General features: G+C 71.1%; 21 protein-coding genes. 16 read left to right on the forward strand and 5 right to left on the reverse strand.

Annotation, left to right across the window (positions count from 1 at the left end; genetic code table 11):
* Position 1: 1 nt before the first annotated feature.
* From AC07AL_RS18000 to AC07AL_RS18020, 5 genes are all read left to right on the forward strand, one after another.
* Entirely contained in the window at positions 2–142 is a 141-nt protein-coding gene (locus AC07AL_RS18000) for a hypothetical protein (RefSeq protein ID WP_363627959.1), read from the forward strand.
* Positions 143–168: 26 nt separating this feature from the next.
* Positions 169–447: a helix-turn-helix domain-containing protein gene (locus AC07AL_RS18005; protein WP_478317786.1), complete on the forward strand. Its 279-nt coding sequence runs from the start codon at positions 169–171 to the stop codon at positions 445–447.
* 43 nt (positions 448–490) lie between these two features.
* Positions 491–2,584 carry an excinuclease ABC subunit UvrB gene (gene uvrB / locus AC07AL_RS18010; protein WP_363580420.1) on the forward strand — a complete coding sequence of 698 codons (2,094 nt, stop codon included), beginning with the start codon at positions 491–493 and terminating at the stop codon, positions 2,582–2,584.
* A 281-nt stretch (positions 2,585–2,865) separates the two neighbouring features.
* Entirely contained in the window at positions 2,866–3,444 is a 579-nt protein-coding gene (locus tag AC07AL_RS18015; protein ID WP_363580422.1) for a TerD family protein, read from the forward strand.
* A 217-nt stretch (positions 3,445–3,661) separates the two neighbouring features.
* The gene (locus AC07AL_RS18020) at positions 3,662–4,642 is read left to right on the forward strand and encodes a TerC family protein (RefSeq protein ID WP_363580424.1); all 981 of its coding nucleotides are present in this window, start codon (positions 3,662–3,664) and stop codon (positions 4,640–4,642) included.
* A gap of 115 nt (positions 4,643–4,757) precedes the next feature.
* Here AC07AL_RS18020 and AC07AL_RS18025 read toward each other — a convergent pair whose 3' ends face one another.
* Positions 4,758–5,411, reverse strand: coding sequence for an MBL fold metallo-hydrolase (locus AC07AL_RS18025; protein ID WP_363580426.1), 654 nt, complete (start codon positions 5,409–5,411; stop codon positions 4,758–4,760).
* 48 nt (positions 5,412–5,459) lie between these two features.
* Entirely contained in the window at positions 5,460–6,194 is a 735-nt protein-coding gene (locus AC07AL_RS18030) for a maleylpyruvate isomerase family mycothiol-dependent enzyme (RefSeq protein WP_363580428.1), read from the reverse strand.
* Positions 6,195–6,462: 268 nt separating this feature from the next.
* Here AC07AL_RS18030 and uvrA point away from each other — a divergent pair, with 268 nt between their 5' ends.
* The 11 genes from uvrA to AC07AL_RS18085 all read left to right on the forward strand — a co-directional run bounded on the left by uvrA (position 6,463) and on the right by AC07AL_RS18085 (position 19,524).
* Entirely contained in the window at positions 6,463–9,372 is a 2,910-nt protein-coding gene (uvrA, locus tag AC07AL_RS18035; protein WP_478317787.1) for an excinuclease ABC subunit UvrA, read from the forward strand.
* Positions 9,373–9,483: 111 nt separating this feature from the next.
* Complete coding sequence (locus AC07AL_RS18040) at positions 9,484–9,927, forward strand: Rieske (2Fe-2S) protein (protein WP_478317788.1); 444 nt, start codon at positions 9,484–9,486, stop codon at positions 9,925–9,927.
* A gap of 111 nt (positions 9,928–10,038) precedes the next feature.
* Positions 10,039–12,120: an excinuclease ABC subunit UvrC gene (uvrC, locus tag AC07AL_RS18045; protein ID WP_363580432.1), complete on the forward strand. Its 2,082-nt coding sequence runs from the start codon at positions 10,039–10,041 to the stop codon at positions 12,118–12,120.
* Between the two features lie 118 nt (positions 12,121–12,238).
* Positions 12,239–13,123 (forward strand): RNase adapter RapZ, encoded by an 885-nt coding sequence (gene rapZ / locus AC07AL_RS18050; RefSeq protein WP_350885802.1) that lies wholly within the window; start codon positions 12,239–12,241, stop codon positions 13,121–13,123.
* A gap of 63 nt (positions 13,124–13,186) precedes the next feature.
* The gene (locus AC07AL_RS18055; RefSeq protein WP_350885867.1) at positions 13,187–14,284 is read left to right on the forward strand and encodes a gluconeogenesis factor YvcK family protein; all 1,098 of its coding nucleotides are present in this window, start codon (positions 13,187–13,189) and stop codon (positions 14,282–14,284) included.
* Entirely contained in the window at positions 14,275–15,255 is a 981-nt protein-coding gene (gene whiA / locus AC07AL_RS18060) for a DNA-binding protein WhiA (RefSeq protein ID WP_063349505.1), read from the forward strand. Before AC07AL_RS18055 ends, whiA begins: the two co-directional genes overlap by 10 nt.
* A 300-nt stretch (positions 15,256–15,555) precedes the next feature.
* Positions 15,556–16,563, forward strand: a complete 1,008-nt coding sequence (gap, locus tag AC07AL_RS18065; RefSeq protein ID WP_363580434.1) for a type I glyceraldehyde-3-phosphate dehydrogenase — start codon at positions 15,556–15,558, stop codon at positions 16,561–16,563.
* Positions 16,564–16,713: 150 nt separating this feature from the next.
* Positions 16,714–17,916 carry a phosphoglycerate kinase gene (locus AC07AL_RS18070; protein WP_363580436.1) on the forward strand — a complete coding sequence of 401 codons (1,203 nt, stop codon included), beginning with the start codon at positions 16,714–16,716 and terminating at the stop codon, positions 17,914–17,916.
* Between the two features lie 5 nt (positions 17,917–17,921).
* On the forward strand, positions 17,922–18,707 hold the full coding sequence (tpiA, locus tag AC07AL_RS18075) for a triose-phosphate isomerase (RefSeq protein WP_350885798.1): 786 nt from the start codon (positions 17,922–17,924) through the stop codon (positions 18,705–18,707).
* An 87-nt stretch (positions 18,708–18,794) separates the two neighbouring features.
* The gene (gene secG / locus AC07AL_RS18080; protein WP_063349509.1) at positions 18,795–19,031 is read left to right on the forward strand and encodes a preprotein translocase subunit SecG; all 237 of its coding nucleotides are present in this window, start codon (positions 18,795–18,797) and stop codon (positions 19,029–19,031) included.
* 205 nt (positions 19,032–19,236) lie between these two features.
* Entirely contained in the window at positions 19,237–19,524 is a 288-nt protein-coding gene (locus AC07AL_RS18085) for an RNA polymerase-binding protein RbpA (RefSeq protein ID WP_063349510.1), read from the forward strand.
* A 68-nt stretch (positions 19,525–19,592) separates the two neighbouring features.
* Here AC07AL_RS18085 and pgl read toward each other — a convergent pair whose 3' ends face one another.
* The 3 genes from pgl to zwf are packed head-to-tail and all read right to left on the reverse strand — an operon-like array spanning position 19,593 to position 23,049.
* Positions 19,593–20,381, reverse strand: a complete 789-nt coding sequence (gene pgl, locus AC07AL_RS18090) for a 6-phosphogluconolactonase (protein WP_363580439.1) — start codon at positions 20,379–20,381, stop codon at positions 19,593–19,595.
* On the reverse strand, positions 20,378–21,496 hold the full coding sequence (gene opcA / locus AC07AL_RS18095) for a glucose-6-phosphate dehydrogenase assembly protein OpcA (protein WP_478317789.1): 1,119 nt from the start codon (positions 21,494–21,496) through the stop codon (positions 20,378–20,380). Before opcA ends, pgl begins: the two co-directional genes overlap by 4 nt.
* A complete protein-coding gene (gene zwf / locus AC07AL_RS18100; protein WP_363580670.1) occupies positions 21,493–23,049 on the reverse strand; it encodes a glucose-6-phosphate dehydrogenase in 1,557 nt (518 codons plus the stop codon). The genes opcA and zwf overlap by 4 nt, the downstream gene beginning before the upstream one ends.
* Between the last annotated feature and the right edge of the window lie 29 nt (positions 23,050–23,078).

The raw sequence follows: 23,078 nt of genomic DNA on the forward strand, positions 1-23,078 counted from the left end.
CGTGACCCCCGCCCCGGCCGGGCGCTGCTCCCGGGCCCTGTCCGGCAAGATCAGCCGGACAGGGCCCGGCGGAGCAGAGCGTGAGGCCGAGCATCTGCCCGCTGCCGACCACGACGTCTACGACCGGGAGGAGCAGCGGTGAGCAGCGGTTGTCACACGCGGTGGGTCGTGCCGCCGGAGCATCGGGAGAGCGAGCAGTACCGGCCGGCCGGGCGGCGGATGGCGCTGGCCGAGGCCGTGTACGCCCGCCGCTCCGCTCTCGGCTGGACGCTCGCCGAACTCGCGGAGCGGTCCGGGCTGGACGAGGCGACGGTCGAGAGCATCGAGGAGAGCGGCGTCGATCCGGCCCTGCCGCTGATCGAACGCCTCGCCGCCGCCTTCGACTCGGTCGTCCGCATCGACCCGGCCCGCGAGCCGGCCATGAGGTTCGAGGGGCACGCGGCCTGAGGGAGCCGCACCGCTTGTCGGTGGTGGGTCGTACGGTGGACTCGTGCGACCCATCACGAGTATTGAGCGGTCAGTGGCGCCCTTCGAGGTCGTCAGTCCCTTCCAGCCGAACGGGGACCAGCCGGCGGCGATCGCCGAGCTGGAGCGGCGGATCAAGGGCGGGGAGAAGGACGTCGTCCTGCTCGGTGCCACCGGTACCGGGAAGTCGGCCACCACGGCCTGGATGATCGAGCGGCTGCAGCGGCCCACCCTGGTGATGGCGCCGAACAAGACGCTGGCCGCCCAGCTGGCGAACGAGTTCCGCGAGCTGCTGCCGAACAACGCGGTCGAGTACTTCGTCTCGTACTACGACTACTACCAGCCCGAGGCGTACGTCCCGCAGACGGACACCTACATCGAGAAGGACTCCTCGATCAACGAGGAGGTCGAGCGGCTGCGGCACTCGGCGACCAACTCGCTGCTGACCAGGCGGGACGTGATCGTGGTCGCGTCGGTGTCCTGCATCTACGGCCTCGGCACCCCGCAGGAGTACGTGGACCGGATGGTCCCGCTCAAGGTCGGCGAGGAGATCGACCGGGACGTCCTGCTGCGCCGTTTCGTGGACATCCAGTACGCCCGCAACGACGTGGCGTTCACCCGGGGCACCTTCCGGGTCCGCGGCGACACCATCGAGATCTTCCCGGTCTACGAGGAGCTGGCCGTCCGGATCGAGATGTTCGGCGACGAGATCGAGGCGCTGTACACCCTGCACCCCCTCACCGGCGAGATCATCAGCCAGGACGAGTCGGTGTACGTCTTCCCCGCCTCGCACTACGTGGCCGGCCCGGAGCGCATGGAGCGGGCGATCACCGGCATCGAGAAGGAGCTGGAGGAGACGCTCGCCCGGCAGGAGAAGCAGGGCAAGCTGCTGGAGGCCCAGCGGCTGCGCATGCGCACCACCTACGACATCGAGATGCTGCGCCAGATCGGCACCTGCTCGGGCGTCGAGAACTACTCGATGCACTTCGACGGCCGCGAGCCCGGCTCCCCGCCGAACACCCTGCTCGACTACTTCCCGGAGGACTTCCTCCTGGTCATCGACGAGTCGCACGTCACGGTCCCGCAGATCGGCGCGATGTACGAGGGCGACGCCTCGCGCAAGCGCACCCTGGTGGAGCACGGCTTCCGGCTGCCCTCCGCGATGGACAACCGCCCGCTGAAGTGGGAGGAGTTCCTGGGGCGGATCGACCAGACGGTGTACCTGTCGGCGACGCCCGGCCCGTACGAGCTGTCCCGCGGCGACGGCCAGGTCGAGCAGATCATCCGCCCGACCGGTCTGATCGACCCGGAGGTGATCGTCAAGCCGACCGAGGGCCAGATCGACGACCTGGTGCACGAGGTCCGCAAGCGGGTGGAGCGGGACGAGCGCGTCCTGGTGACCACGCTGACCAAGAAGATGGCCGAGGACCTCACCGACTACATGCTCGGCCTGGACATCCGGGTCCGGTACCTGCACAGCGACGTGGACACCCTGCGCCGGGTGGAGCTGCTGCGCGAGCTGCGCGCGGGCAGGTACGACGTGCTGGTCGGCATCAACCTGCTGCGCGAGGGCCTGGACCTGCCGGAGGTGTCGCTGGTGGCGATCCTGGACGCGGACAAGGAGGGCTTCCTGCGCTCCGGCACCTCACTGATCCAGACGATCGGGCGGGCCGCCCGAAACGTCTCGGGCCAGGTGCACATGTACGCGGACCGGATCACCCCGTCGATGGAGAAGGCGATCGACGAGACCAACCGCCGCCGGGTCGTGCAGCAGGCGTACAACAAGAAGCACGGGATCGATCCGCAGCCGCTGCGGAAGAAGATCGGCGACATCCTGGACACCCTCGCCCGCGAGGACGTGGACACCGACGAGCTGCTGTCCACCGGCTACCGCGGGGCCGCCGGGAAGGGCAAGGCCCCGGTGCCGGCCCTGGGCATGGAGCGCAAGCAGGGCGAGAGCCTGCCGGCCGCCGAGCTGGCGGAGCTGATCCAGTCGATGACGGACCGGATGCACGCGGCCGCCGCCGACCTCCAGTTCGAGGTCGCGGCCCGGCTGCGCGACGAGGTGAAGGAGCTGAAGCGGGAGCTGCGCCAGATGAGGGAGGCCGGCGTGGCCTGAGCGGGGGCCGAGGGGCCGACGGGGGTCTGAGGCGGGTCGAGACGGCCGCCGGGCCGGGCCGGTGTGACACCGGTCAAGCCCGGCGGTGTCTCAGCCTTGCCACAATGCGGCGACCGCCGGGAGGTGCGGGGTGCCGCAGGCCCTAGGCTGGCCTGCGGCATCGACCTCGGGACGGGGTGGTGCGACAGCAACAGGGGGCCTCAGCCGGGGGACGGCACGGGGTGTTCCACCGTGGCGCCGCGCGGGGAGCGACCGCGTGGCCGGGTAGAGAGGACAACGCCGTGTCGGTGAACCTTGCCAAGGGACAGCGGGTCAGTCTCCAGAAGGGGCCGGGCGGCGCGTTGACCGTGGTCCGGATGGGGCTCGGCTGGCAGGCCGCGCCGAAGCGGGGCCTGTTCGGCAGCCGCACCAGGACGATCGACCTGGACGCGTCGGCGCTCCTGTACGCCGAGAAGACCCCGTCCGACGTGGTGTTCTTCCAGCACCTGGAGAGCACGGACGGTTCCGTCCGGCACACCGGGGACAACCTGGAGGGCGGCTCGGGCACGGAGGACGACGAGGCGATCCTGGTGGACCTGCTGCACGTGCCGGCGCACATCACCCAGGTGGTGTTCACGGTGAGCTCGTACACCGGGCAGACCTTCGCGGAGGTGCGGGGCGCCCACTGCCGGCTGGTGGACGAGACCACGGGCGAGGAGCTGGCCCGGTACGAGCTGGCCGGGGGAGGGTCGCACACCGGGCAGATCATGGCGAAGGTGTTCCGTGACGGGGCCGGCGGCTGGGAGATGCAGGCGATCGGCGCGCCGGCCAAGGGGCGGACCTTCCAGGACCTGCTGCCGGCGATCGAGCCGTACCTCTGACGGTTCTTTACCTTCTTTACCTTTCTTTGGGCTTCCTGTTACTCTCGATGGCAGCGGAGGGGAGTATTCCCCCGCAGTTGTCCCCGTCATCACGGGCGCCCACGAGCGGCGCCCCGGGGCGCTGGTCCGTGCGGACGCCCCGAGAGCGGGCCCGACGGGCGGAAGAGACCTCCGGCAGTGACGATGACTGTCTCGCCTACCTGCCGGAGGAGCAGTAGTGGACGTTTCCATAGCCATGTGGGTCACCACGATCGGTGTGTTGATCGCACTGATCGTGGCGGACTTCTTCATCGGAGGGCGCAAGCCGCACGAGGTCTCGGTCAAGGAAGCCGGGATCTGGACCGCGGTCTGGATCGTGCTGGCGCTGATCTTCGGCGGGTTCCTCTGGTGGCACTCCGGCGCGCAGCCGGCCGGTGAGTTCTTCGCCGGTTACATCACCGAGAAGTCGCTCAGTGTCGACAACCTGTTCGTCTTCATCCTGATCATGGGCAAGTTCGCGGTGCCGAGGATCTACCAGCAGCGCGTGCTGATGTTCGGTGTGATCATCGCGCTGGTGCTGCGGGCGGTCTTCATCGCCGGCGGCGCGGCGCTGGTCACCCAGTTCTCCTGGGTGTTCTTCATCTTCGGCGCCTTCCTGATCTGGACCGCCTGGAAGCTGATCAAGGAGGCCCGGGCGGGCGAGGAGGAGGACGAGTTCGAGGAGAACCGCCTGCTCAAGTCGATCGAGCGGCGCTTCCCGTCCACCGACACGTACCACGGCACCAAGCTCTTCATCCGGGAGAACGGCCGCCGGCTGATGACCCCGATGCTGATCGTGATGCTGGCGATCGGCACCACGGACGTGCTGTTCGCGCTGGACTCCATCCCGGCGATCTTCGGCCTCACCCAGGACCCGTACATCGTCTTCACCGCCAACGCCTTCGCCCTGATGGGCCTGCGCCAGCTGTACTTCCTGATCGGCGGCCTGCTGAAGAAGCTGGTCCACCTGTCGTACGGCCTGTCGGTGATCCTCGGCTTCATCGGCGTGAAGCTGGTGCTGCACGCGGCGCACGAGGCGGGCGCGAACGTGCCGGAGATCGGCATCCCGCTCTCGCTGGGCGTCATCGTGGTCGTGCTGGCCGTCACCACGGTGACCAGCCTGATCGCCTCGAAGAAGCAGGAACGGGCCGAGCGCGAGGCCCAGAAGCTGGACGCCTGACCCCCGCGTGACGGCCGAGGCCCCCGCGACCCGAAAGGGGTCGCGGGGGCCTCGTCGTGCCCGGTGCCCGGTGCCCGGTGCCCGGTGCCCGGTGCCCGGTGCCCGGAGGCCGAGGTCACCAGCCGCGCTCGCGCCACTCGTCGAGGTGCGGGCGCTCGGCGCCGAGGGTGGTGTCGTTGCCGTGGCCGGGGTAGACCCAGGCCTCGTCCGGCAGCACGTCGAAGACCTTCTCGGTGACGTCTCGCAAGAGCGTGCGGAAGGCCTCCGGGTCGCCCCAGGTGTTGCCGACGCCACCGGGGAAGAGGCAGTCGCCGGTGAAGACGTGCGGGTGGCCCTGCGGGTCGTCGTAGACCAGCACGATCGCGCCCGGGGTGTGTCCGACCAGGTGCCGGACGGTGAGTTCCACGTCGCCGACCCGCAGCTTGTCGCCGTCCGCGAGCAGCAGCTCGGTGGGCACGTCGACGCCCTCGGCGTCGTGCGCGCCGGCGGCGGTGCGAGCCCCCGTCACCGCGACCACCTCGGCGAGCGCGGCCCAGTGGTCGTGGTGCCGGTGGGTGGTGACCACGGTGGCCAGCTCGTCGCCGATGGTCTCCAGCAGCACCGGGGCGTCGGCGGCCGCGTCGATCAGCAGCTGCTCGTCGGTGGCCCGGCAGCGCAGCAGGTAGGCGTTGTTGTCGTACGGGCCGACGGCCACCTTGGTGATGATCAGGTGCGCCAGCTCCCGCACGTCCGGCGGCCCGCCGACCTTGACCGCTCCGTGGTACGTCATCCGTCCGCTCCTCGTCCGGTGAAGGGGTTCAGGATCATCTTCGCGCCGTCAGCCCAGCGGGGGAAGCTGGGGGAGGGCGGTGTCGGGGGTGGCCCGGAGGTCGGCGCCGTCGGAGCGGCCGGAGAGCCAGGCGAGCAGGGAGCGGAGGGGGCCCCGGACGGTGAGGGCGGGCTCGCCGGTGCCGATCAGGCCGATGTCCCCGGTGTCCTCGGCGACGAGCTCGACGCCGGGCAGGGCGGCGCCGTGCAGCTTGTTGGCGATCTTGTGGAACTCGGTGACGGCGAAGACCTCCGGCCAGTGCGCGGGGGTGTGGCCGGCGTCCAGGTCGACGTGGTGGTACTCGACCTCGGCGAGGCGCTTCCACGGGAGGTCGTGGGCGGGGAAGACGTAGCCGGTGCGGTGGCGGACCTCGACCGTCCAGGCATCGGCGGGCAGCAGCGCGGCGGCCGCGGCGAAGCGCTCGCGGGAGTCGCGCAGGTCGGCGAGCTGGACGTCGACCGGGCGGGGCGCGCCCTCCTCGATCTGCCGGTCGCGGGCCTCGGTGCTGGCGTACTGCGGGATGTCGGTGCCGGTGCGGGCGCCGTCCAGCAGGTTGACCAGGGAGTCGGCGTTGCGGGCGAGGTGGGCCAGCACGTGACCGCGGGTCCAGCCGGGCAGGGCGGAGGGCTCGGCGACGGCCTCGGGCTTCAGCTCGGCGACGGTGTGCAGCAGGTGCCGGGTGCTCTCCTCGACCAGGGCCAGGTACTGCGCGGCGGCCTCGGCGGCGGTCTGCGGGTCGGTCATCGGATCGGCCTTCTGTGGGAGACGGCGCGTTGCCCGCGGGGGGCTCCGCTCGTTGACCAGCTGACGCTATCGCCGAATCCGACCGCTGAGCAGGGCCTTTTTCGGTCCGGGTACGGAGGGTCCGAGAGGCGCTCTCACTCGTTCGGGTGGACTCCACTGGACACGGTCGATATTCGAACGTCTGAGCTAGTAGGCTGGCTGCCGCATCCTGGAAGAAGCACACATCTCCCCGCAAGTCCTCTCGCCCCGGAGAAAGGCGCCAGAAGCAGTGGCCGACCGCCTCATCGTCCGCGGTGCTCGCGAGCACAACCTCAAGAACGTCTCGCTCGACCTGCCCCGCGACTCCCTCATCGTCTTCACGGGCCTCTCCGGCTCCGGCAAGTCCTCGCTCGCCTTCGACACGATCTTCGCCGAGGGCCAGCGCCGCTACGTCGAGTCGCTGTCCTCCTACGCCCGCCAGTTCCTCGGGCAGATGGACAAGCCCGATGTGGACTTCATCGAAGGCCTCTCCCCGGCCGTCTCGATCGATCAGAAGTCCACCAACCGCAACCCCCGTTCGACCGTCGGCACGATCACCGAGGTCTACGACTACCTGCGCCTGCTGTTCGCCCGGATCGGCAAGCCGCACTGCCCGCACTGCGGTCGCCCGATCGCCAAGCAGTCGCCGCAGGCGATCGTCGACAAGGTGCTGGAGCTCGCCGAGGGCACCCGGTTCCAGGTGCTCAGCCCGGTGGTGCGCGAGCGCAAGGGCGAGTTCGTCGACCTCTTCGCCGACCTCCAGTCCAAGGGCTACTCGCGCGCCCGGGTGGACGGCGAGACGATCCAGCTCGCCGAGCCGCCGAAGCTCAAGAAGCAGGAGAAGCACACCGTCGAGGTGGTCATCGACCGCCTGACCGTCAAGGAGAGCGCCAAGCGGCGGCTCACCGACTCGGTGGAGACGGCCCTGCGGCTGTCCGGCGGCATGGTCGTGCTCGACTTCGTCGACCTCGCGGAGGACGACCCGGAGCGCGAGCGGATGTACTCCGAGCACCTCTACTGCCCGTACGACGACGTGTCGTTCGAGGAACTGGAGCCGCGCTCGTTCTCCTTCAACTCGCCGTTCGGCGCCTGCCCGGACTGCTCGGGCCTGGGCAACCGGATGGAGGTCGACCCGGAGCTGGTCGTCCCGGACCCCGAGCGCTCGCTGGAGGAGGGCGCGATCCACCCGTGGTCGGCGGGCCACGCCAAGGAGTACTTCCAGCGGCTGATCGACGCGCTCGCCGGGGAGCTCGGCTTCCGCACCGACATCCCGTGGGCCGGGCTGCCGGCCCGCGCCAAGAAGGCGCTGCTGTACGGGCACAAGCACCAGGTGCAGGTCAGCTACCGCAACCGCTTCGGGCGCGAGCGCTCGTACAGCACCGGCTTCGAGGGCGCCGTCCCGTTCATCCAGCGCCGGCACACCGAGGCGGAGAGCGACAGCAGCCGCGAGCGCTTCGAGGGCTACATGCGCGAGGTGCCCTGCCCGACGTGCGAGGGCACCCGGCTCAAGCCGGTGGTGCTCGCAGTCACCGTCGAGGAGAAGTCGATCGCCGACGTCTCGGCGATGTCGATCAGCGACTGCGCCGAGTTCCTGGGCGCGATGAAGCTGAACGACCGGGACAAGCAGATCGCCGAGCGCGTCCTGAAGGAGGTCAACGAGCGGCTGCGCTTCCTGGTCGACGTCGGCCTGGACTACCTCTCGCTGAACCGCGCGGCCGGCACCCTGTCCGGCGGCGAGGCCCAGCGCATCCGACTGGCCACCCAGATCGGCTCCGGCCTGGTCGGCGTGCTGTACGTGCTGGACGAGCCGTCCATCGGCCTGCACCAGCGGGACAACCACCGGCTGATCGAGACGCTGGTGCGGCTGCGCGACATCGGCAACACGCTGATCGTGGTCGAGCACGACGAGGACACCATCAAGACGGCGGACTGGGTGGTCGACATCGGCCCGGGCGCCGGCGAGCACGGCGGCAAGGTGGTGCACTCCGGCTCGTTGAAGGGGCTGCTGTCCAACAAGGAGTCGCTGACCGGCCAGTACCTCTCCGGCAAGCGGGCCATCCCGATCCCGGCGGGCCGCCGCGACCGGGACAAGAAGCGCCAGCTGACCGTCCACGGCGCCCGCGAGCACAACCTCAAGGACGTCACGGTCGGTTTCCCGCTCGGCACCTTCACCGCGATCACCGGCGTCTCCGGATCCGGCAAGTCGACGCTGGTCAACGACATCCTCTACACCCACCTCGCCCGGGAGCTGAACGGCGCCCGCAGCGTGCCCGGCCGGCACACCCGGATCACCGGCACCGACCTGGTGGACAAGGTGGTGCACGTCGACCAGTCGCCGATCGGGCGCACCCCGCGCTCCAACCCGGCCACCTACACCGGGGTGTTCGACCACGTGCGCCGGCTCTTCGCGGAGACGCAGGAGGCGAAGGTCCGCGGCTACCTGCCCGGCCGGTTCTCCTTCAACGTCAAGGGCGGCCGCTGCGAGAACTGCTCGGGCGACGGCACCATCAAGATCGAGATGAACTTCCTGCCGGACGTCTACGTGCCGTGCGAGGTCTGCCACGGCGCCCGGTACAACCGGGAGACGCTGGAGGTCCACTACAAGGGCAAGTCCATCTCCGAGGTGCTGGACATGCCGATCGAGGAGGCGCTGGCCTTCTTCGAGGCCGTCCCGGCGATCGCCCGGCACCTCAGGACGCTCAACGACGTCGGCCTCGGCTACGTCCGGCTCGGCCAGTCCGCGCCGACGCTCTCCGGCGGCGAGGCGCAGCGCGTCAAGCTCGCCTCCGAGCTGCAGAAGCGCTCCACCGGGCGGACGGTCTACGTGCTGGACGAGCCCACCACCGGCCTGCACTTCGAGGACATCAGCAAGCTGATCAAGGTGCTCAGCGGGCTGGTGGAGAAGGGCAACACGGTGATCGTCATCGAGCACAACCTCGATGTGATCAAGACCGCCGACTGGGTCGTCGACATGGGCCCCGAGGGCGGTTCCGGCGGCGGCATGGTGGTCGCCGAGGGCACCCCGGAGCAGATCGCCGCCGTCCCGGAGAGCCACACCGGCAAGTTCCTCCGGGACATCCTTCCGGGCGAGTTCGCGGACGCCCCGGTCGCCCCGGTGAAGAAGGCGCCGCGCAAGCGCGCCGCCGCGGCGAAGAAGTAGCGAAGAGGGAGAAGCGACCCGCTCCGCCGCCCCGCCCCCCGGGGCGGCGGAGCGGGTGCCGCATAGACTTCCGTGGTCCCTCGTAGGAAGCCGAACCGCAGGAGCGCACCGATGTCAGAGGCCCCCGAGACCAGCCCCGCCACCTCCCGCCGCACCGTGCTCTGCGGCGCCGCCGCCGTACTGGCGGCCGGCGGCACCGTGGCGGTCGCCGGCTGCGGTTCCTCCTCGGGCTCCTCCGGCGCCAGCAGCGCGGCCAAGAGCCCGGTGGACCTCGGCCCGGCCTCGGCGGTGCCGGAGGGCGGCGGCAAGGTCTTCCGCAACCAGAAGATCGTCGTGACCCAGCCGACCGCGGGGGAGTACAAGGCCTTCAGCGCCGTCTGCACCCACGCCGGCTGCGTCGTCGACCAGGTGAAGAGCCAGCAGATCCAGTGCCCCTGCCACGGCAGCCGGTTCGCCATCACCGACGGCGCCGTCCAGGACGGCCCGGCCCCCAGGCCGCTGCCCGCCTACGCCGTCACGGTCGACGGCGGGAACCTCAAGGTGACCCCGAGCTGAAGCAGTCGATCCCCGCCCAGTCGATCCCCGCCCCGTTGATCCCCGCCCCGTTGATCCCCGCCCCGTCGATCTCTCCTTCGCGGCCCCGGCCCCACTCGGTACGGTGGACCCATGGCTGACCCGAGCACCTACCGCCCGGCGCCGGGCGCGATCCCGACCTCACCGGGCGTCTACAAGTTCCGTGACGCCCACGGACGGGTCATCTACGTCGGCAAGGCCAAGAGCCTGCGGCCGCGCCTGTCGTCCTACTTCCAGGACCTGGCCGGCCTGCACCCGCGCACCGCGACCATGGTCACCACCGCCGCCTCGGTGGAGTGGACGGTGGTGGCCACCGAGGTCGAGGCGCTCCAGCTGGAGTACTCCTGGATCAAGGAGTTCGACCCGCGGTTCAACGTCAAGTACCGCGACGACAAGAGCTATCCGGAACTCGCCGTCACCCTCGACGAGGAATACCCGCGGGTCCAGGTGATGCGCGGGGCGCACAAGAAGGGCGTGCGCTACTTCGGCCCGTACGGGCACGCCTGGGCGATCCGCGAGACGGTCGACCTGCTGCTGCGCGTCTTCCCCGTCCGCACCTGCTCCAACGGCGTGTTCAAGCGCGCCCGGCAGGTCGGCCGGCCCTGCCTGCTCGGCTACATCGGCAAGTGCGCCGCGCCCTGCGTCGGCAAGGTCTCGCCGGACGAACACCGGGCGCTGGCCGAGGACTTCTGCGACTTCATGGCCGGGCGCACCGGCAACTACCTGCGCCGGCTGGAAGAGCAGATGCGGGAGGCCGCCGAGGAGATGGAGTACGAGAAGGCGGCCCGGCTGCGGGACGACATCGGCGCCCTCAAGCGCGCGATGGAGAAGAACGCCATCGTGCTCGCCGACGCCACCGACGCCGACCTGCTGGCCGTCGCCGAGGACGAACTGGAGGCCGCCGTCCAGATCTTCCACGTCCGCGGCGGCCGGGTGCGCGGCCAGCGCGGCTGGGTCACCGACAAGGTCGAGGACGTCGACACCGCCGGCCTGGTCGAGCACGCCCTCCAGCAGCTCTACGGTGGTGCCGGCGGCCCGGACGAGCGCAACGAGTCCGTCCCGCGCGAGGTGCTCGTCCCCGCGCTGCCCGAGCCGGCCGGTCCGGTCCGGGACTGGCTGAGCGGCCTGCGCGGCAGCCAGGTCGACCTGCGGATCCCGCAACGCGGCGACAAGAAGGACCTGATGGCCACCGTGCAGCGCAACGCCCAGCAGGCGCTGGCACTGCACAAGACCAAGCGCGCCTCCGACCTCACCACCCGCAGCCGCGCCCTGCAGGAGATCGCCGACGCGCTGGAGCTGGACTCGGTGCCGCTGCGCATCGAGTGCTTCGACATCTCCCACCTCCAGGGCGAGGACGTGGTCGCCTCGATGGTCGTCTTCGAGGACGGCCTGGCCCGCAAGAGCGAGTACCGGCGCTTCCAGATCAAGGGCTTCGAGGGCCAGGACGACGTCCGCTCGATGCACGAGGTGATCGGTCGGCGCTTCCGCCGCTACCTCCAGGAGCGCGAGCAGACCGGCGAGTGGGTCGTCCCCGAGGCCGACGACCCGGGCGCCGCCGCCGACGGCACCGGGGCCCCGGCCGGCCCGATCGACCCGGAGACGGGCCGTCCGCGCCGCTTCGCCTACCCGCCCCAACTGCTGGTCGTCGACGGCGGCCAGCCGCAGGTCGCCGCCGCCAAGCGCGCCCTGGACGAACTCGGCATCGACGACGTCGCGCTGTGCGGCCTGGCCAAGCGGCTGGAGGAGGTCTGGCTGCCCGGTGAGGACGACCCGGTCGTGCTGCCGCGCTCCAGCGAGGGCCTCTACCTGCTCCAGCGGGTCCGCGACGAGGCCCACCGCTTCGCGATCACCTACCAGCGCAGCAAGCGTTCCAAGCGACTCACCGCCGGGGAACTGGACTCCGTCCCGGGCCTCGGCGAGACTCGCCGCCAGGCGCTGCTCAAGCACTTCGGCTCGCTGAAGAGGCTCCGGGCCGCCACCGTCGACGAACTCTGCGCCGTACCCGGCATCGGACGCCGCACGGCGGAGACTGTTGCGGCGGCGTTGTCCTCCCGTACACCCGTCGCACCAGCGGTGAACACCGCTACCGGCGAGATCATCGAGGACGGGGCCGAACCGGCCGCCGAGCCGGTGGTCGCAGCATCCCAGACCGCACCATCCCAGGAGACGCCATGACGGTCGACGCCGACCGTCAGACGGCGCGCCCAGCCCCCGCCCGCCTGTCCGGGCAGGGGAAGGGCGGTCGCGCCGTGCGCGTTCTCCCCAGCAGAAAGACCGAGAGCGGGGAACCGAAGTGACCGTGTCAGACGTGGCCGAGAACGCGCCGGAGCTGGTGATCATCTCCGGCATGTCCGGAGCCGGCCGCTCCACCGCCGCGAAGTGCCTGGAGGACCTGGGCTGGTTCGTGGTGGACAACCTGCCACCGGCCCTGATCCCGACCATGGTCGACCTGGGCGCCCGCTCCCAGGGCAACGTCGCCCGGATCGGCGTGGTCGTGGACGTCCGGGGCCGCCAGTTCTTCGACGACCTGCTCACCTCGCTCGACGAGTTGGAGAAGCGCGGCGTCCGGCTCAGCGTGGTCTTCCTGGACTCCTCCGACGACGCGCTGGTCCGCCGCTTCGAGAGCGTGCGCCGCCCGCACCCGCTGCAGGCCGACGGCCGGATCGTCGACGGCATCGCCCAGGAGCGCGACCTGCTGCGCGACCTGCGCGGCGAGGCCGACCTGGTGATCGACACCTCCAACCTCAACGTGCACCAGCTGCGCGCCAAGCTGGACGCCCAGTTCGCCGACCACGACGAGCCCGAGCTGCGCGCCACCGTGATGTCCTTCGGCTTCAAGTACGGCCTGCCGGTCGACGCCGACCTGGTGGTGGACTGCCGCTTCCTGCCCAACCCGCACTGGGTGCCCGAGCTGCGCGCCCGCACCGGCACCGACGCGGACGTCGCCGACTACGTGTTCCAGCAGCCCGGTGCCAACGAGTTCCTGGACGGCTACGCCGAGCTCCTGCGCATCATCACCGAGGGGTACCGCCGCGAGGGGAAGCGCTACATGACGCTTGCCGTAGGCTGCACCGGTGGCAAGCACCGCAGCGTCGCGATGTCCGAGCGCCTGACCAAGCGTCTCATCGCCGACGGAGTGGAGACGGTGCTCGTCCACCGTGACATGGGACGGGAGTGACCGCCGCCTCCTAGCCGGGCCGCCGGCGGGGCCGGCGGCCGCGGCGAGGAACGCGAGGTGAGTGTGGCGGGATATGTGCCCGGGCGGCAGCCGCAGAACAGGAGTGCCGACCGGGCGGGTGGCCCGGCCCGGCCGCCGGTCCCGAGCCGGCCGCGCAGCAGCCCCGCCCGGGCCAACCCGGCCCCTCGGATCACCGCGCTCGGCGGCGGCCAGGGCCTGTCCGCCTCGCTCTCCGCGCTGCGCCGGCTCACCAGCGACCTGACCGCCGTGGTCACCGTCGCCGACGACGGCGGCTCCAGCGGCCGGCTCCGCACCGAGCTGGGCGTGCTGCCCCCCGGCGACCTGCGCAAGGCGCTGGCCGCGCTGTGCGGGGACGACGACTGGGGGCGCACCTGGTCCGAGGTGATCCAGCAGCGCTTCACCGGCACCGGCGAGCTGGGCGGCCACGCGGTCGGCAACCTGCTGATCGTCGCGCTCTGGGAGAAGCTCGGTGACCCGGTGGCCGCCCTGGACTGGGTCGGCCGGCTGCTGAACGTCCAGGGCCGGGTACTGCCGATGTCGGCGGTGCCGCTGGACATCGAGGCGACCGTGCGCGGCCACGACCCGGAGCGCCCCGGCGAGCTGTCGGCCGTCCGCGGCCAGGCCAGCGTCGCGGTCACGCCCGGCACCGTGCAGTCGATCCGGCTGCTGCCGGACGGGCCGCCGGCCGTCCCGGAGGCGGTCACCGCCGTCCGGGAGGCGGACTGGGTGGTGCTCGGTCCCGGCTCCTGGTTCACCAGCGTGCTGCCGCACCTGCTGGTCCCGGAGCTGGCCAAGGCGCTCACCGAGACCCGCGCCCGCCGCCTGCTCACCCTGAACCTGGCCCCCCAGCCCGGCGAGACCGAGGGCTTCACCCCGCAGCGCCACCTGGAGGTCATCGCCGACCACGCCCCGGGCCTCGCGGTGGATGCGATCCTGGTGGACGAGCGCGCCGTCACCGGCGGCGCCTTCGGCCAGGCGGATCTGGCCGGTCTGGAGAAGGCCGCCGAGCGGATGGGCGCCGCCCTGGTCCTGGGCCGGGTGGCCCGCACCGACGGCACCCCGCGACACGACCCGGAGCTGTTGGCGGCAGCGTACGACCGGATTTTCCGGACACATGGAAGGATCGGGCCATGGCGATGACTCCAGCGGTGAAGGACGAGATCAGCCGGCTCCCGGTCACCAGGGCCTGCTGCCGCAAGGCGGAGGTGTCGGCGATCCTGCGGTTCGCGGGCGGGCTGCACATCGTGAGCGGCCGGATCGTGATCGAGGCGGAGCTGGACACCGGCGCGGCGGCGCGGCGGCTGCGCAAGGACCTGCTGGAGATCTTCGGACACTCCTCCGACCTCGTGGTGATGGCCCCCGGCGGACTGCGGCGCGGCAGCCGCTTCGTCGTCCGGGTGGTCAAGGACGGCGAACTGCTCGCGCGCCAGACCGGCCTCGTGGACGGCCGGGGCCGGCCGATCCGGGGGCTGCCCCCGGCAGTCGTCTCCGGGGCCACCTGCGATGCCGAGGCGGCCTGGCGCGGGGCCTTCCTGGCGCACGGCTCGCTCACCGAGCCGGGCCGCTCCTCCTCGCTGGAGATCACCTGCCCCGGCTCCGAGGCCGCCCTCGCCCTGGTCGGCGCGGCCCGCCGGCTCGGCATCCCGGCCAAGGCCCGCGAGGTGCGCGGCGTGGACCGGGTGGTGATCCGCGACGGCGACGCTATCGGCGCGCTGCTGACCCGGCTCGGCGCGCACGAGTCGGTGCTCGCCTGGGAGGAGCGCCGGATGCGGCGCGAGGTCCGGGCCACCGCCAACCGCCTGGCCAACTTCGACGACGCCAACCTGCGCCGCTCGGCCCGCGCCGCGGTGGCGGCCGGCGCCCGGGTGGCGCGGGCGCTGGAGATCCTCGGCGAGGAGGTGCCCGAGCACCTGGCCGCGGCCGGTCAGCTGCGGATGCAGCACAAGCAGGCCTCGCTGGAGGAACTGGGCGCGCTCGCCGACCCGCCGCTGACCAAGGACGCGGTGGCCGGCCGGATCCGCCGCCTGCTGGCGATGGCGGACAAGCGCGCCTCCGAGCTCGGCCTGCCGAGCACCGAGGCCAACCTCACCGACGAGATGGCGATGAACTGACCGCCGCACCGAGTGGCTGTTCCGCGGCCGGTGTCCGGATTCCGGGCACCGGCCGCCGCCGTGTCCGGAGGGGATACCCGGACGCGCCCGGTGTGCGCAAATTGGTAGAGACCACTGACCGGGACCAACTGCCCTGACGGCCAAGGACGGTCGGCCTGATTTCGCGCCACGCCAGGTCGTCGCACGTGGCGCGATGTGCCCTCCCAGGCCTGGGAGGGGTAGGGTCATAGGCGGTCGGGGACTTCCCAAATCTCACCCCCGTCGGCTTAGCTCCGGCGTACCTAACGAGGAGATCGGTTCGTGACGATCCGGGTAGGCATCAACGGATTCGGCCGCATCGGCCGCAACTTCTTCCGCGCGGTCAAGGCGCAGGGCGCGGACATCGAGATCGTCGGTGTCAACGACCTCACTGACACGAAGACCCTGGCTCACCTGCTCAAGTACGACACCACCCTGGGCACCTTCCCGGGCGAGGTCTCGCACACCGAGGACAGCATCACCGTCGACGGCAAGACCTTCCAGGTCAGCGCCGAGCGTGACCCCGCCAACCTGCCGTGGGCCGCCCTGGGCGCCGACATCGTCGTCGAGTCCACCGGCATCTTCACCAAGGCCGAGGCCGCGAAGAAGCACCTCACCGCCGGCGCCAAGAAGGTCATCATCTCGGCGCCCGCGAGCGACGAGGACGTCACCATCGTCCTGGGCGTCAACGAGGACAAGTACGACGCCGCCAACCACTCGATCATCTCCAACGCCTCGTGCACCACCAACTGCGTGGCGCCGATGGCCAAGGTGCTGCACGAGAACTTCGGCATCGTCAAGGGCCTGATGACGACCGTCCACGCGTTCACCAACGACCAGGTGACCCTGGACTTCCCGCACAAGGACCTGCGTCGCGCCCGTGCCGCGTCGCAGAACATCATCCCGACCTCGACCGGTGCCGCCAAGGCGACCGCCCTGGTCCTGCCGGAGCTGAAGGGCAAGCTGGACGGCACCTCGCTGCGCGTCCCGGTCCCGACCGGCTCCATCACCGACCTGGTCGTCACCCTGGAGCGCGAGGTGACCAAGGACGAGGTCAACGCCGCCTTCCAGAAGGCCTCGCAGGAGGGCCCGCTCAAGGGCATCCTGACCTACACCGAGGACCCGATCGTCTCCTCGGACATCGTCAACGACCCGGCCTCCTGCATCTTCGACTCCCAGCTCACCATGGTCCAGGGCAACCAGGTCAAGGTGCTCGGCTGGTACGACAACGAGTGGGGCTACTCGAACCGCCTCGTCAACCTGACCTCCCTCGTCGGCGGCCAGCTCTGACGCAGCGGGAGCTGACGTGATGTAGGGGCGAGGGCCCGGCTGGCGCACTGTGCCGACCGGGCCCTCGCTCTGCGCACCAGGACTTCCCAGGCGGCCCCTGCGCCGTGCCGCCTCTGCGCATCAACCATCTCCCCAGGAGAGCCAATCCCCGTGAAGACCATCGAAGACCTCGACGTCGCCGGCAAGCGCGTGTTCGTCCGTGCCGACCTGAACGTCCCGCTGGACGGCACCACGATCACCGACGACGGCCGGATCCGCGCCGTCGCCCCGACCATCGCCAAGCTCGTCGAGCGCGGCGCCCGGGTCGTCGTCGCCTCCCACCTCGGCCGCCCCAAGGGCGCGCCGGACCCGCAGTTCTCCCTCGCGCCGGCGGCCGCGCGCCTCGGCGAGATCCTCGGCAAGAACGTCGCCTTCGCCACCGACACCGTGGGTGAGAGCGCCGAGTCCACCGTGGCCGCGCTGGGCGACGGCGAGGTCGCGCTGCTGGAGAACCTGCGCTTCAACGCCGGCGAGACCAGCAAGGACGACGCCGAGCGCAAGGCCTTCGCCGAGCAGCTGGCCGCCCTCGCGGACCTGTACGTCGGTGACGGCTTCGGCGCCGTGCACCGCAAGCACGCCTCGGTCTACGACCTGCCCGGCCTGCTGCCGCACGCGGCCGGCGACCTGATCGCCACCGAGGTCGGTGTGCTCAAGAAGCTCACCGAGGAGGTCGCGCGCCCGTACGTGGTCGTGCTCGGCGGCGCCAAGGTCTCCGACAAGCTCGGCGTGATCGACAACCTGCTGAAGAAGGCCGACCGGATCCTGATCGGCGGCGGCATGGCGTACACCTTCCTCAAGGCCAAGGGCCACGAGGTCGGCATCTCGCTGCTGCAGGAGGACCAGATCCCGGTCGTCCTGGACTACCTGAAGCGCGCCGAGGAGACGGGCGTCGAGTTCGTCCTGCCGGTGGACGTCCTGGTGTCGGTGGACTTCCCCGACCTCAAGACCAAGGCCCCGGCCAACCCCTCGCTCGTCGCCGCGGACGCGATCCCGGCCGACCAGGAGGGCCTGGACATCGGCCCGAAGACCCGCGAGCTGTACGCGGCGAAGCTGGCCGACGCGGGCACCGTGTTCTGGAACGGCCCGATGGGCGTCTTCGAGCACCCGGACTACGCGAACGGCACCAAGGCCGTGGCCCAGGCGCTGCTGGACAGCGACGCGTTCACCGTGGTCGGTGGCGGCGACTCCGCCGCGGCCGTCCGCATCCTGGGCTTCGACGAGAACGCATTCGGACACATCTCGACCGGCGGTGGCGCCAGCCTCGAGTACCTGGAGGGCAAGACCCTCCCCGGTCTCGCCGCCCTGGAAGGCTGAAAGCAATGACTGAGCGTCTCCCGCTGATGGCGGGCAACTGGAAGATGAACCTCAACCACCTTGAGGCCATCCAGCACACCCAGAAGCTGGCCTTCGCGCTGGCCGACAAGGACTACGAGGCCGTCGAGGTCGCCGTCCTGGTGCCGTTCACCGACCTGCGTTCGGTGCAGACCCTGGTCGACGGCGACAAGCTGAAGATCAAGTACGGCTCGCAGGACATCTCGCAGCACGACTCCGGTGCCTACACCGGCGAGGTCTCCGGCCCGATGCTGGCCAAGCTGAAGTGCACCTTCGCGGTGATCGGCCACTCGGAGCGCCGCCAGTACCACGGTGAGGACGAGGCGATCGTCAACGCCAAGGTCAAGGCCGCCTACCGGGCCGGGATCACCCCGATCCTGTGCATCGGCGAGCCGCTGGACGTCCGCAAGGCCGGCACCCACGTCGAGCACACCCTCGCCCAGCTGGACGGCGCCCTGGCGGACATCCCGGCCCACCAGGCCGAGTCCATCGTGGTCGCCTACGAGCCGGTCTGGGCGATCGGCACCGGCGAGGTGGCCACCCCGGAGGACGCGCAGGAGGTCTGCGCCGCCATCCGCAAGCGGATCGCCGAGCTGTACGACGCCGAGCTGGCCGACAAGGTCCGCGTGCTGTACGGCGGTTCGGTGAAGTCGTCGAGCGCGGCCGGTCTGATGGCCAAGCCCGACATCGACGGCGGCCTGATCGGCGGTGCCTCGCTGGACGCCGACGAGTTCGTCAAGATCGTGCGCTACCGTGAGCAGGCAGTAGGCTAACGCCGCTGCAGCAACGTAGGCTTTGGGGCCGGACCGCCGTCAGCGGTCCGGCCCCGTCGCCGAAGATACGAGAGAGTTGGTCCCGTCGTGGTTCTCGGGTTCTCGATTGCCCTGATCATCTTCAGTCTGCTGATGATCCTGCTGGTGCTGCTGCACAAGGGGAAGGGCGGCGGCCTGTCGGACATGTTCGGTGGCGGCGCGATGTCCACCGGCGGCGGCTCGGCGGTGGCCGAGCGCAACCTGGACCGCATCACGATCGTGGTCGGTCTCGCCTGGTTCGCCTGCATCATCGTGCTGGGCCTGGTGCTGAAGTACAAGAGCTGACGTAACCCTGACGCCCCGTCGCCCGAGCGCCTATCCTGGGACGGTCGGGGGCGGAGGCGATGGCGGTGGACGCTTAACTCCTGCTTACACTAGGACGACTTTCGCCACCGACGCGCACCGCGGAGGGTCGGCGCACCAGCACGCAGGGAGTCAGACCGTGGCAAGTGGCAACGCCATCCGTGGCAGCAGGGTCGGAGCGGGCCCGATGGGCGAGGCGGAGCGCGGCGAGTCCGCCCCGCGCAACCGGATCACCTTCTGGTGTGCCAACAAGCACGAGACCCGGCCGAGCTTCGCCGCCGAGGCCGTCATCCCGGACACCTGGGACTGCCCGCGGTGCGGTTTCCCGGCCGGACAGGACGAGCACAACCCGCCCGCGCCCTCGCGCAACGAGCCGTACAAGACCCACCTCGCCTACGTCCGCGAGCGGCGCACCGACGCCGACGGCGAGGCGATCCTCGCCGAGGCGCTGGCCAAGCTGCGCGGCGAGATCTGACCCGGACGACAGACAGCGAAGGGCGCCACCGTCGAGGACGGTGGCGCCCTTGTGCGTTGCCGGGCCCGTTACGCCGAGGCCGGCGGGTACAGCTGGGGCGGGATCTGCTCCGCCGCGGCCCGGTCCAGCAGCCACAGGGTGCGGCTGCGGCCGTACGCGCCGGAGGCGGGCGCCTGGAGCTCGCCCGGGCCGGACAGGGCCATCGCGACCGCGTCCGCCTTGTCCGCGCCGGCCGCCAGCAGCCAGACCTCGCGGGCCGCCCGGATCGCCGGGAGGGTGAGCGAGATCCGGGTCGGCGGGGGCTTGGGGGCCCCGCGCACGCCGATCACGGTCAGCTCGGTCTCCCGCACGCCCGGGTGCTCGGGGAAGAGCGAGGCGACGTGGGTGTCCGGGCCGACGCCGAGCAGCAGCACGTCGAAGGCCGGGACGCCGAGCCGGTCACCCGGGCCGGAGGCCTTCGCCAGCTCCTCCGCGTAGCGGGCGGCGGCGGCCTCCACGTCCGAGCCGTCCGCACCGTCCGAGGCGGGCATCTCGTGCACCCGCGCCGGGTCGAGCGGGACGGAGTCCAGCAGTTCGGCGCGGGCCTGGACGGCGTTGCGGTCCGGGTCCCCGGCGGGGACGAAGCGCTCGTCGCCCCACCAGAGGTCCAGCCGCGCCCAGTCGACCGCGTCGCGCGCCGGGGAGGCGGCGATCGCGGCCAGCAGGGCGTTGCCGTTGCGCCCGCCCGTGAGCACCACCGAGGCGGTGCCGCGGGCGGCCTGGGCGTCCACGATCCGGGTGATCAGCCGGGCCGCGGCCGCCTGGGCCATCAGCTCCTTGTCCCGGTGGACGACCAGCTGCGGGGTCGCGTTGGTCATGCGCTCCCCTTGGCGGCGCGCTTGGCGGGCTTCTTGGCGGGAGCCTTCTCGGCGGCCTCGGCCTCGGCCATGTCCTCGGACGCGGCCTCGGACGCGACCTTGGCGGTCACCCGGGCGGGGTTGGCCACCGCGGCCTCGGTGACCGCCGCGCGGGCGATCCGCTCGGCCGCCGCCGTCTCGGCGGTGTCCGGCTCGCGCAGCCGGTCGACGGGCGTGCGCACGGCCGTCGCGTAGATGTCGTCCGGGTCGAGCCGGCGCAGTTCCTCGGCGATCAGCTCCGAGGTCTCGCGCCGCTTGAGCGCCACCTGGCGGTCCGGGGAACCGACCATGGAGAGCGTGCCCATCAGGCCGTCCGGGCGGTCCAGGGTGATGTCGCCGTCCTTGGTGCGCAGGTGCACCGCGGTGATGCCGGGGCCGCCGGTGACGATCCGCTCGACCGGCACGTGCAGCCGGTTGTGCAGCCAGAGGCCGAGCAGTTCGACGCTGGGGTTGTAGGACTCGCCCTCGACCACCGCGGAGGTGATCGTGACCGGCCGCTGGTCCAGCGCGGCGGCCAGCATCGAGCGCCAGCCGGTGATCCGGGTCCAGGCCAGGTCGGTGTCGCCCGGGGTGTAGCTCTGGGCCCGCTGGGCGAGCTGGCCGACCGGGGACTCGGCGGTGACGGCGTCGGTGATCCGGCGCTGGGCGAGCGCGCCCAGCGGGTCCTGCGCCGGGTGCAGCGGCGCGTTGTCGGGCCACCAGACGACGACCGGGGCGTCCGGGAGCAGCAGTGGCAGGACCACCGACTGCGCGTGCGCGGCGAGTTCGCCGTGCATGCGCAGGATGACCGTCTCTCCCGAGCCGGCGTCGGTGCCGACGAGGATCTCGGCGTCCAGCCGGGTCTCGGCGCGGGCCCGGGGCGAGCGCCCGGCGCGCTTGATCACCGCGAGGGTGCGCGAGGGGTGCTCGCGGGAGGCGTCGTTGGCGGCCTTGAGGGCGTCGTACGCGCTGCCCTCGTCGGTCACGATCACCAGGGTGAGCACCATGCCGGCGGCGGTGGAGCCACTGGCCCGGCGCGCCTCCATCAGCGCGGCGTTGATCTTGCTGGACGTCGTGTTGGTGAGGTCGATCTTCATGGCCGGCGCCAGCTCCTGCCGTCTCGTGCGAGCATCTCGTCCGCCTCGGCCGGGCCCCAGGTCCCCGCGGAGTACTGGGCGGGCTTGCCGTGGGTGTCCCAGTACTTCTCGATCGGGTCGAGGATCTGCCAGGAGAGCTCGACCTCCTGGTGACGCGGGAACAGGTTGGCGTCGCCGAGCAGCACATCGAGGATGAGCCGCTCGTACGCCTCCGGGCTGGACTCGGTGAAGGACTCGCCGTAGGCGAAGTCCATCGTGACGTCCCGGACCTCGAAGGAGGTGCCCGGCACCTTGGAGCCGAACCGCACCGTCACGCCCTCGTCCGGCTGGACCCGGATGACCAGGGCGTTCTGCCCCAGCTCCTCGGTCGCGTAGGAGTCGAACGGCAGGTACGGGGCGCGCTGGAAGACCACCGCGATCTCGGTGACCCGGCGGCCCAGCCGCTTGCCGGTGCGCAGGTAGAACGGGACGCCCGCCCAGCGGCGGTTGTTGATCTCCAGCTTGATCGCCGCGAAGGTGTCGGTCTTGGAGTCCGGGTCGATGCCGTCCTCGTCCAGGTAGCCGACCACCTCCTCGCCGCCCTGCCAGCCGGCCGCGTACTGGCCGCGCACGGTGTGCCGGCCGAGGTCGGCCGGGAGCTTGACGGCGCTGAGCACCTTGAGCTTCTCGGCCACCAGCGCCTTCGGGTGGAAGGACGCCGGCTCCTCGATGGCGGTGAGCGCCATCAGCTGGAGCAGGTGGTTCTGGATGACGTCGCGGGCGGAGCCGATGCCGTCGTAGTAGCCGGCCCGGCCGCCGATGCCGATGTCCTCGGCCATGGTGATCTGCACGTGGTCGACGTACGACCGGTTCCAGATCGGCTCGAACATCTGGTTGGCGAAGCGCAGCGCCAGGATGTTCTGGACCGTCTCCTTGCCCAGGTAGTGGTCGATCCGGAAGACCTCGTCCCGGGGGAAGACCTCGTGGACGATCCGGTTCAGCTCCTGGGCGCTCTCCAGGTCGTGGCCGAAGGGCTTCTCGATGACCGCGCGACGCCACGAGCCCTGCGGGGGGTCGGCCAGGCCGTGCTTCTTGAGCTGCTGGACGACGGTCGGGAAGAACTTCGGCGGGACGGACAGGTAGAAGGCGAAGTTGCCGCCGGTGCCCTGCGCCTTGTCCAGCTCGTCGATGGTCTCGCGGAGCTTGTCGAAGGCGTCGTCGTCGTCGAAGGTGCCGTGGACGAAGCGCATGCCCTTGGCGAGCTGCTGCCAGACCTCCTCCCGGAACGGGGTGCGGGCGTGGTCCTTGACCGCGTCGTGGACCTCCTTGGCGAAGTCCTCGTCGTCCCACTCGCGCCGGGCGAAGCCGACGAGAGAGAAGCCCGGCGGCAGCAGACCGCGGTTGGCCAGGTCGTAGATGGCCGGCATGAGCTTCTTGCGGGACAGGTCGCCGGTGACTCCGAAGATGACCAGACCGGACGGCCCCGCGATGCGCGGGAGCCGTCGGTCGGCCGGGTCACGAAGCGGGTTGACGGGGGCCGGCGGGAGATCGTCCGCGTCCGACTCCGAGGTCAACTCGGGGAAATCAGTGCTCACTTGTTGGG

It is taken from the genome of Kitasatospora sp. NPDC043949, assembly GCF_056435365.1.

What these genes read in the sequence shown, in the direction of transcription:
- AC07AL_RS18025 (WP_363580426.1), bottom strand. Translation starts at nt 5,411, where the DNA reads ATGACGTACCACGGAGCGGTCAAGGTCGGCGGGCCGCCGGACGTGCGG.
- AC07AL_RS18030 (WP_363580428.1), bottom strand. Translation starts at nt 6,194, where the DNA reads ATGACCGACCCGCAGACCGCCGCCGAGGCCGCCGCGCAGTACCTGGCC.
- AC07AL_RS18040 (WP_478317788.1), top strand. Translation starts at nt 9,484, where the DNA reads ATGTCAGAGGCCCCCGAGACCAGCCCCGCCACCTCCCGCCGCACCGTG.
- uvrC (WP_363580432.1), top strand. Translation starts at nt 10,039, where the DNA reads ATGGCTGACCCGAGCACCTACCGCCCGGCGCCGGGCGCGATCCCGACC.
- whiA (WP_063349505.1), top strand. Translation starts at nt 14,275, where the DNA reads ATGGCGATGACTCCAGCGGTGAAGGACGAGATCAGCCGGCTCCCGGTC.
- tpiA (WP_350885798.1), top strand. Translation starts at nt 17,922, where the DNA reads ATGACTGAGCGTCTCCCGCTGATGGCGGGCAACTGGAAGATGAACCTC.
- AC07AL_RS18085 (WP_063349510.1), top strand. Translation starts at nt 19,237, where the DNA reads ATGGGCGAGGCGGAGCGCGGCGAGTCCGCCCCGCGCAACCGGATCACC.
- pgl (WP_363580439.1), bottom strand. Translation starts at nt 20,381, where the DNA reads ATGACCAACGCGACCCCGCAGCTGGTCGTCCACCGGGACAAGGAGCTG.
- opcA (WP_478317789.1), bottom strand. Translation starts at nt 21,496, where the DNA reads ATGAAGATCGACCTCACCAACACGACGTCCAGCAAGATCAACGCCGCG.